Source organism: Streptomyces sp. NPDC058239 (assembly GCF_042882185.1).
Lineage (GTDB): Bacteria > Actinomycetota > Actinomycetes > Streptomycetales > Streptomycetaceae > Streptomyces.
The window spans coordinates 82,926-92,112 of sequence record NZ_JBHVWS010000039.1 but is presented as its reverse complement, the minus strand read 5'-3'; the positions used below and the strand labels follow the sequence as shown (position 1 = coordinate 92,112).

Genomic DNA, 9,187 nt, shown 5'->3' with positions numbered 1-9,187 from the left:
ACGCCCTCATGATCACCACCATCGTCGCAGTCCTCGGCACCCTCGCCGGATCCGCCATTGCTCACCTCAGCCAGCGCTCCCAGCTCCGCATCGCCGACGGACGGGCCCGCCGTTCCGAACGCCTGGCCGCCGTCGAAGCATTAGCAACCGCCCTCGCCGACCACCGGCGAGCCATGTGGGTAAGGGAAGACCTCCGACTGCGCGGCGAGGACTGGGCCGCCGCCCGAGCCGAAAGCCACAACACCCGCTCCGCCATCACCGCGCCGCTCCTTCGCGTTCAGCTCCTACTCCCCGACGTCGCCACCACTGCCCAGGACGCCGCCCGGGCCGCCTACGAGCTTCGAAACGCCGACGACGAAATCGCCCTCACCGAATCCCGCGAGCACGCCATCCAGCAGGCCGACCGGTTCGTCACCACCGCAGGGGTCGCAGTTGCCACCTGAACCGGGGGAAGAGCAGCCCGGACAAACCCCCACCCATACGCCACGATTGAAGAGCACGGCCGGCCAGGGAGCCCCGGTGTCCCCGCGCCCACTCCCCGGCCAGGCCGTGCCACACACCACCCCCCGAGCCCCACCCGCGGCAACCCCGCTGCACAGGGCTCAACCCGGCCCCACCAGCCACCCCCCGAGCTGGCGGGGCCGAAGTCTGTTCTCAGCTACTTGACGGGCTTCCAGACTCCGCAGTCCCGCGTAGTGAACTGACCATCCGTCGCCCGGATCGTCACCGTGATCTCCTGCGCCGACGTGGAGAACGAGTTGTCCAGGATCTTCCCAGCCTTTGACGTCCGCTCCCAGTAACAGTCCTCGAGAGCGCCCGCCGTCCGGTACGTGCCCGGCGCGATCGAGTTCTCATCCGTCCCCGGATCCGCCTTCACCTTGTACGTGCCACCCGAGTACGACCGGGCCGCCTCACCACCCAGCGCCTTCGCCACAGTCTTTGACCACTTGGGGCACAGCTTCGGCACCCCAGCTTTCAGTACCGCCGCCTCGTCCTCACTTGGCTTCCGCATCATCAGCCACTCAGCCGGATCGCTGTCCACGGCCTTCCGTTCTGGGAGCGACGCGCAGATGTCCGCCACATACGCAGACGCCGACTCGCCGGGCATCCAGCCCTTCTCAGCCGCCAGCTGGTCGATCTCATCCTCCGGAGTCGCCGGCTCCTCAACGGCCGGCTCCGCCGCAGGCGCACTCGACTTCGCCGACGGGCTGGCGGCCGGTTTCGCGTCATTACCGCCATCCCCGCCGCACCCCGACAACACGGCTGCCGCAGCGATACCCGCCACAGCAGCCCCCACCCCACGCATATGCCTCATGGCGCGCAGGATGCCACCCAGACCGGGCAGGGGGAAGGAAAACCCCCACATCAGGGATCATCAGTAACAGGCGCGGGGCCTGACAACCACACAAGCGGGAGCCCCGACCGCCATGCCAGCCTCCAGAGCCAAGCAAGCCGACACCGCACAGCGCCGCACCGAGATGCTGCGCATGAAGCTCAGCGGGAAGTCGGTCACGCAGATCGCCGAACACTTCGGTATGACGCGCTCCACCGCGTCCAAGGACCTCAGCCGCATCATCCGTAAGGCTCGTGAGCTCGAGATCCAGGAAGCCGAGCTGTACCGCGAAGTCCAGCGGGGACGCCTCGAGACGCTCCTGCTCGGCGTATGGCCCGACGCGATCTCCGGCGAACCGAAGGCATCCGAGACCGCCCGGAAACTGATCTCCGACCTGTCCGACCTCCTCGGCGTCAAGGTTCCCGTCCGCACCGAGATCTCCGGCCCCGACGGCGGCGACATCCCCTTCAGCAGCGGCGACCTGACCGAGCTGCGCACCCTCATCGCCATCTCCGACCAGCCGGGCGCCGAAGTACCCGACTTTGGACACGACGACGAAGACGAGGAAGAGGACAGCGCAGGCGACGAGCCAGACGACGATGACGACGACGATCAGTAGGCGGCACCAGGAGTTCCTCAACGAGTACCGCTCCCTGCCTGCCGAGCAGCGGTACCTCGTCGCCGCCCGCGCCACCCCGGACCAGCGGCGCAAACTCATGGCGGTCGAGCGGAACATGGCCATGGACCGGTCTCCCGGAGCCATGGCGTCCGTCCTCACCGAAGGCCGTGAACTTCAGGCGCCGCACCTGAACCTGATCGACCAGGCGTTCCAGCGCATCGCTGCCGGGGAGAAGCTGCAGGTCATGCTGACGATGCCGCCGCGTCACGGAAAGAGCCAGCGGGCCTCGCGCTGGGGACCCCTCTGGTACCTGCGGCGCCACCCCGAGCACCGCGTCATGATCGCCTCCTACGGTGCCGACCTCGCCGAAGGGCACGGACGGTGGGTACGAGACCAACTCCGCGAATACCCCACGGCGCTCGGCATCCGCCTGCACTCCGGCTCCCACGCCGCGAACCGCTTCGACCTCGAGCAGCGCCGCGGCTCATCCGTCACCGGCGGCATGGTCACCGCAGGCGTCGGAGGCGGCCTTACCGGCAAGGGCTTCAACCTCGGCATCATCGACGACCCCTTCAAAGGCAACGACGACTCCGGAAGCCCAGCCCAGCGCGACCGCGTCTACGACTGGTACCGCTCCGTCTTCTACACCCGCCGCGCCCCCGGCGCCTCCATCCTGCTGATCAACACCAGGTGGCACGAAGACGACCTCTCCGGCCGGCTCCTCGCCCACGAACCCGAACGATGGATCCAGATCGACCTGCCCGCCATCGCGGACAACGCCAACGACGCCCTCGGGCGCAGCCTCGGACAGGCCCTCTGGCCCAGCCAGTACGACGAAGCCGACCTCGCAGACACCCGCCAGACCCTTGGTGAACGCATCTGGTACGCCATGTACCAGCAGAAGCCCCGCCCCCTCGAAGGTGGCGTGTGGAAGTGGGCGTGGATCACCAACAACCGCACTGACCCCAAAGCCTGGCCGGGCATTACACCCACCCGCGTCGTCGTCGCAGTCGACACCGCTGGCGGCGACACCGTCCGCCGTGATTCTGCAGGCAACGACGAAGTCGGCCTCGTCTGCGCAGCCCGTGACGCCGAAGGCCACCTTTACGTCCTCGACGACCGCTCACGGAACATGGGCGCCGAGACGTGGGGCACCGAGGTCTGCCAGCTCGCGATCGACCGACAGGCCGACGCCATCGTCATCGAGAAGAACTTCGGCGGCGACATGGCCGCGCAGATCGTCCGCCAGGCATGGAGCGAGCTCGAGCGGGAGGGCGGCACGAACCGGATGCTGATGCCCGCGATCATCGAGGTCCACGCGAAGCAGGGGAAGCGCCTGCGGGCCGAGCCGATCGCCCAGCTCTACAAGCAGGGCCTCGTCCACCACGTCGGCGAGCACACCGAGCTTGAAGGGCAGCTGGTCACGTGGATCCCTGGCATGGACTCCCCGGACCGCATGGATGCCGCTGTGCACGGTCTTACCGAGCTCGCCGACCCTGCTGGGGCGTCCGTCGGGAGCAGCTCATACAGCGACCAGCGGCTGGCAGGTCGCCGATGACGACGTGAACATTGCCGGGAATTTGGTCTGCGACATTGCAGGTGCCGACATTGCCGGACTGTAATTCGCCCACCAATCCGGGGGAGATTCACCGGGGGGCGCTGCAAACCCAATGTCACATGGCTACATTGGCCTATGTCACACCCCAGCGCACTCTCTAGTGCGCTGGGGTGAGGTGCGAGGCGGTACCAGCACTGATCAGAACAGGCACCGCCTCGACTTCTGCGGACGCCGGACTAGCTAGTGGACCTAGCGCACAGATCCAGCAGTAACTGGATCAGGGCGATGTAGAAGGCCCATTTGGTGTAGTCCGGCTGTTCGTCCTCAGGCATGCTGACTCCCTGGCCTCCTATGGCGAACAGCCGGGCGAGGCCTGTCCTCCCGGCCGCGGCGACGGGAGGACAGCGGAACAACCTGACGAGGACGAACCTGCCGCAGGACACTGACTTTAGAGGGCGCGTCAGCCCCGTGGACGCAATCACGGATTATCACGCTCAAGCGGTAATCCGGCTTGCGTGAATTGAGCAGGGGCAGCACCCTGCCGCATCACCCGTACCCTGATCACATGGCGCGGGGCCTGGTGCGGAGGTGTGCCCCGTGGGCCTTAAGTCGGTGGTCATCGACGCGTGGTCGTGGCTGAACTACAAGCCCATCTTCAGCGACCCCGGCCTCGGCATGCCCAACCGTCGCGCGTTCCCCGAAGCCCACGCCTCCTGGGTGCCGGCTGCCGACGAACGCCGCCTGTCCGCGTACAAGCTGCTCGCCGCCTACGACAACAACCAGGCCTCTGAGCTTGCCGAGCTGAGGGACGGGCCGTCTGCGCGCGAACGCCGCGAGTTCGGCGACCCGTCGATGTTCATCGACACGCTCGTCGCCCACGTCATGGGCCGGGAGCAGCACATCACCGTGCCTGGGGCTGAGCAGACCGACGCCGACAGTGAAACCGAAGCCGCGGCGGCCGAGCGGGTACAGACCCTCCTCCGTACATGGGCGGAGGACGAGCTCCTGCCGATGCGGATGCTCCAGTGCGAGCGGAAGGCCGTCGGTCTCGGGGACGGGGTGTATCTCCTGTACTGGGACCCGGACAAGCAGCGCCCTCGCCTGCGCACCTACGACCCCGGATTCTATTTTCCGGTCTTGCCCGAGGACGGGGACGGCGCCGACTTCCCCGAACGTGTCCACCTCGCCTGGGACCTTCCCGAGGACCCGAAGCGCGGCCTCAAGGCCCGCCTGCGCCGGATCACGTACGAGATGGACTGGATCCGCCCGGCCACCGCACCCGGCGTCGACCGGCAGGGGCGGGCTGTCCGAGCCCCCGTCATGTCCGAGGCCACCAACGACAGTCCGTCCGTACCCGTGATCGGCCAGGGGGACCAGGTCGACGCACAGGGCGGGATCTCGCGCCTGTACCCGTGGAACGACCGGCCGACCTACCGGACCTGCTACCTCACCGACGCCACATGGGAACTCGGAGACCTTAAGGGCCCGGTCGACGTTGACACCCTGCCCATGGACAAGGCGCACTTCGCGACCAACGGGGCGGGGGAGGTCCTCGACCACCTGGACCTGTACCTGGACTTCATTCCGATCCTCCACACCCCGAACACGGTCCCGCCGGCCGAGGAACACTGGGGACAGAGCAGCCTGGCGAAGGCGCTGCAGGCGTTCGATGAGCTGGCATCCACCGACACCGATGCCGCCCGCGCGTCTGCGACCACCGGCCTTCCAATGATCGGCATCTCCGGCGTCACTGACCCCAAGCAGCAGTACAACGTCGGCCCCGGCGCCATGTTCAAGCTCGGCGAAAACGGCAGGCTCACCACTGTCGACACGTCGCCGGCGCTCCGTGAACTCCGTGAGCACGGGCACGACCTCGCCGACCGGGCCGCGAACGTCGTACGGCTTCCCGCCGTATCCCTTGGCACCATGGACCCCTCCAAGGTCCCGTCCGGGTACGCCCTGGAACTGTCCCTCGGCCCGCTGGACTCCCTCATCGGGGGGATGCGGCTTGCCCGCGCCCACAAGGACATGCTGCTGCTCCGGTTCGTGCAGCGCCTGTTCATCGCCGGGCAGCACCCCGACTGGGGCGGTATCACCCCGCTCCCGGCGAAGCTGGTTCGCGGCCCGTACACGCCGACCGACAAGGCGGCCGCGCTCGAGCAGGTCACCACCGCGTACAAGGCGCAGGTCATCAGCCTCGAGACCGCGATCCGCATGCTCACCGAAGCCGGGTGGCCGATCGAGGATGCGGAGAAGGAGATCGAGCAGATCGAATCGCGCAGCTTCGAGCAGGCCCGCCTCCTCGCCGACGCCCTCGGCAACCCCGACGAAGTCGCCGCATTCCTCGGCCGCCAGGCCCCCGACGAGCTCGCCGCGCCCGCCGTCCAGCTACCCACGGTCCCCGCCGACGAGCAGACAGACGACCCGGCGTTCCAGGGCAGCGGGGGAGCAGGGGGAGCGAATGAGTGATCCCATGCTTTCCTTGGATCAAGGCGCGGGGCCTGGTACGAGTCTGGGAGGACTTGCGCTCATGCGTCGCCCCACGCAGCACCACAACATCCCCGCCATCCGATCGGCGTGGGTGCACCCGTACACCGGCGTCGCCGGTCTCGGGGTGTTCTACAACGACGGCGGCGGCACCCCGCCTGCTGCTCCGGCGCCGGTACCGACGCCCGCTGAACTCGCGGCCCGCACCGCACCTCCCGCACCTGCACCGGCCCCGTCCGTCGACCCCGACGACGAGAAGGTCACCTTCACCCAGCGCCGCCTGAACACCATCATGGCGTCGGAGAAGGAAGAGGGACGCCGCAGCGCCCTGCGCGCCCTCGCCGAGTCCGCCGGTCTGAACCCCGACCAGGTCGACCTCGAGCAGGTCGGCAAGCTCATCAAGGACGCCAGCGAAGCGAACCGGCAACGCATGAGCGACGTCGAACGCCGCGAGGCCGACGCCCAGGCCGCCGCCACCGCCGCGGCCCAGCAGGTCGCCGACGCCGAAACGAAGGCCGCCGCCGCCAACGCGCTCGCCCTCCAGGTGCAGCAGCAGATGGCCCTCATCCGGCTCGGCGCGAACCCCGACGACCTTGCCGACGTCACCGCGCTGCTCCGCAACGACCTCCACGGCATCGACCAGCCGACCGACGACCAGATCCGGGAGAAGGCCGAGGCTCTCAAGGCCCGCCGCCCCGGCGACTTCGGCGGCGCGCCCGCCCCGCAGACCCTGCCCCCGGCGCCCGGTGGCGCCCCGGCCGGCGGCCCGCCACCGCGCACCCCCACTGGCAGCAAGGACGCGATCCAGGAAGCCGCCCGCGAACGCGCCCGCGCCATGGGGCTGCGCACGGACGACGCTGCCTGACCAGTACCACCCGTAGACCAGGGACCACGCCCTCACCCCCCGTGGACGGCACCCAGCAGGTGCCCTCTCACATTCCGCGAACACTCGCGAAAGGGGCTACGGCGTGGACATCCAGCCGTACACCAGCACCGAGACCCTCGCCATCGGCCGCCCGTGGCTGATGAGCATGCTCGGCATCGAAGCCAACCAGACGATCACCCTCGACCTCACCGCGTTCGACCAGACCCTCCACTGGACGGAGGCGTCGAAGTACCAGCCCGAGCGGAAGCTGCGCTCCGGCATTCCCCTCGGGAAGAACGCCACGTCCGGCCTGTACGAGCCGTACGCCGCGCTCACCAACGAGGTCCAGACGGCCACCATCACCGGCGCACCGACCGGCGGCACGTTCACCCTCACGTACAACGGGCAGACCACCGCCGCCATCGCCTACAACGCGACCGCCGCCACCGTGCAGGCCGCGCTCATCGCCCTGTCGAACCTGGCACCCGGCGACGTCGTCGTCACCGGGAACGCGGGCGGCCCGTACACGCTGACGTTCGGCGGGACCCTCCTCGGTGACAACGTCGCCTCGCTCACCGCGACCGCGTCCCTGACCGGCGGCACCACCCCCGGCGTCACCATGGCCACCGCCACCGCCGGTGGCACCGCGACCGCGTCGGACGGCACGCAGCTCTTCGCCGGGTTCCTCTTCACCGAGGTCAGCTTCTTCCCGACGTCCACTAAGTGCGCCGCACCGCTGATGGTCCACGGCCAGATCGACGTGGCCAAGCTCCCGGTCGCCTTCGACCCGAAGGACGTCCCCGCCGGATCCAACACCCAGTTCATCTACAAGGTCTGAGGAGCAGCCCACCATGGCAACAGACGACATGATGGAGCTCCTGCTCCGCGACATCAGCCCCACCGAGATCCAGGCGTTCGCCCGCGCGGTTCAGACACCGGCGGACTACGCGCTGACGCTGTCCGTCATGCCCGAGCGGACCATCGACTCCGTGAAGTGGGAGACCCGCGGCAACCGGCGACGTATCGCCGCCGCCTCCTACCGGGCGTGGGACGCGCAGACGAAGGTCGCCACCCGCGAGATCACGCAGTTCGCGACCTCCGGCAAGCTCCTGCCCCTGGGGCAGAAGTACATCGTCGGAGAGTTCGAGACCATCCTCGAAAACCTCGACCGCGGCATGGACAGCCGGGACCTCGTGAACGCTGTTTACGACGACGTCGGCGCCCACGTCCTGTCCATCAAGAAGCGCCTCGAGCTCGCCGTCGGCGACCTCCTCAAGGACGGCAAGTTCACCCTTGTCGGCGAGAACGGCCTCACCATCGAGGCCGACTACGCCGTACCGGCCGCGAACATGCCGACCGCGCCCACCGCGTGGACCGACCCGACCGCCGACATCCTCGGCGACGAGATGCGGTGGATGGAGGTCCTGCGCTCCTCCGGCGCCCCCGAGCCGGCCCGCGCGCTGACGTCGTACAAGACGTGGGCCCTGATGATGAGCAACAACTCCTACCGGGCCGCGTACTACGGGTCGGTGAACTCCGCGTCGACCATCCCCACCGCCGTCCTCGCCCCCAACGAGGTCGACGTCGTCCGCGCCCGGTACGGCCTCCCGCCGATCACCCGGTACGACGTGAAGATCGAGCTCGACAACGGCACCGACGTCCGCGTCCTCCCCGACAACATGTTCTTCCTGCTGCCGCCGAACCCCACCCAGTGGGCCGAGACCCAGTACGGGCTCACCGCCGACGGACTCATCCTCTCCAAGGGCGGCAACCCCGCCATCGTGCGGGAAGAGGCACCCGGCATCGTCGTCACCCGCGGCTACCAGGACGACCCGCCGCAGGTGTGGACGAAGGGCTCCGCCGCCGCCCTGCCGGTCATGTACGTCCCGGACATCCACATCGCCGCGACGGTGTGGTGACCCATGGTCGCCCAGCTGAAGGGGACCGTGTACGTCACGGACCCGGACACGCACCAGACGGCGGAACTGGCCCCGGGCACCAGCCCGGAGCCGCGCCTGGCCGCGCTGGTGACGAACCCGGCCGCGTGGGTCGACGGGAAGCTCCCGCGCCTGCCCAAGGCCAAGACCGAGGGCGACAGCGGCCCTTCCGGAAGCGACCCGAGCGGCGCCTCTGGCGGCGGCTCGGAGGATTCCGGCGCCGCTGACACCCCGTCCGATGACGAGATGCCCGACGAGGGCGACGACTCCGAGGACACCAAGCCGGCCGCCCGTAAGACGGCGGCCCGAAAGCCGGCCCGGGGCCGGACGGCCGCTGCTGAGGGCACCAGCGGCCAGTAAGTGGTGGCGGGCCCGGCCCCCTGGTGGG

General features: G+C 68.9%; 9 protein-coding genes. 8 read left to right on the top strand and 1 reads right to left on the bottom strand.

The window, feature by feature from the left end:
• On the top strand, positions 1-443 hold a 443-nt coding region (locus tag ACFVYE_RS32570; RefSeq protein WP_389607968.1), incomplete at its 5' end, for a protein kilB.
• 215 nt (positions 444-658) lie between these two features.
• Here ACFVYE_RS32570 and ACFVYE_RS32565 read toward each other — a convergent pair.
• A complete protein-coding gene (locus tag ACFVYE_RS32565; protein ID WP_389607967.1) occupies positions 659-1,315 on the bottom strand; it encodes a hypothetical protein in 657 nt (218 codons plus the stop codon).
• A 112-nt stretch (positions 1,316-1,427) separates the two neighbouring features.
• Here ACFVYE_RS32565 and ACFVYE_RS32560 point away from each other — a divergent pair, with 112 nt between their 5' ends.
• The 7 genes from ACFVYE_RS32560 (at position 1,428) to ACFVYE_RS32530 (ending at position 9,159) form a co-directional block, all read left to right on the top strand.
• On the top strand, positions 1,428-1,952 hold the full coding sequence (locus tag ACFVYE_RS32560) for a hypothetical protein (RefSeq protein WP_389607966.1): 525 nt from the start codon (positions 1,428-1,430) through the stop codon (positions 1,950-1,952).
• Positions 1,933-3,510, top strand: coding sequence for a terminase large subunit domain-containing protein (locus tag ACFVYE_RS32555; protein WP_389607965.1), 1,578 nt, complete (start codon positions 1,933-1,935; stop codon positions 3,508-3,510). The genes ACFVYE_RS32560 and ACFVYE_RS32555 overlap by 20 nt, the downstream gene beginning before the upstream one ends.
• A 597-nt stretch (positions 3,511-4,107) precedes the next feature.
• A complete protein-coding gene (locus ACFVYE_RS32550) occupies positions 4,108-5,979 on the top strand; it encodes a hypothetical protein (RefSeq protein ID WP_389607964.1) in 1,872 nt (623 codons plus the stop codon).
• Positions 5,980-6,040: 61 nt separating this feature from the next.
• Positions 6,041-6,862, top strand: a complete 822-nt coding sequence (locus ACFVYE_RS32545) for a hypothetical protein (protein ID WP_389607963.1) — start codon at positions 6,041-6,043, stop codon at positions 6,860-6,862.
• Between the two features lie 103 nt (positions 6,863-6,965).
• Positions 6,966-7,700 carry a hypothetical protein gene (locus tag ACFVYE_RS32540; protein ID WP_389607962.1) on the top strand — a complete coding sequence of 245 codons (735 nt, stop codon included), beginning with the start codon at positions 6,966-6,968 and terminating at the stop codon, positions 7,698-7,700.
• A 13-nt stretch (positions 7,701-7,713) separates the two neighbouring features.
• Entirely contained in the window at positions 7,714-8,781 is a 1,068-nt protein-coding gene (locus tag ACFVYE_RS32535; RefSeq protein WP_389607961.1) for a major capsid protein, read from the top strand.
• A 3-nt stretch (positions 8,782-8,784) separates the two neighbouring features.
• A complete protein-coding gene (locus ACFVYE_RS32530; protein ID WP_389607960.1) occupies positions 8,785-9,159 on the top strand; it encodes a hypothetical protein in 375 nt (124 codons plus the stop codon).
• The last annotated feature ends 28 nt before the right edge of the window (positions 9,160-9,187 follow it).

What these genes read in the sequence shown, in the direction of transcription:
- ACFVYE_RS32565 (WP_389607967.1), bottom strand. Translation starts at nt 1,315, where the DNA reads ATGAGGCATATGCGTGGGGTGGGGGCTGCTGTGGCGGGTATCGCTGCG.
- ACFVYE_RS32560 (WP_389607966.1), top strand. Translation starts at nt 1,428, where the DNA reads ATGCCAGCCTCCAGAGCCAAGCAAGCCGACACCGCACAGCGCCGCACC.
- ACFVYE_RS32555 (WP_389607965.1), top strand. Translation starts at nt 1,933, where the DNA reads ATGACGACGACGATCAGTAGGCGGCACCAGGAGTTCCTCAACGAGTAC.
- ACFVYE_RS32545 (WP_389607963.1), top strand. Translation starts at nt 6,041, where the DNA reads ATGCGTCGCCCCACGCAGCACCACAACATCCCCGCCATCCGATCGGCG.
- ACFVYE_RS32535 (WP_389607961.1), top strand. Translation starts at nt 7,714, where the DNA reads ATGGCAACAGACGACATGATGGAGCTCCTGCTCCGCGACATCAGCCCC.
- ACFVYE_RS32530 (WP_389607960.1), top strand. Translation starts at nt 8,785, where the DNA reads ATGGTCGCCCAGCTGAAGGGGACCGTGTACGTCACGGACCCGGACACG.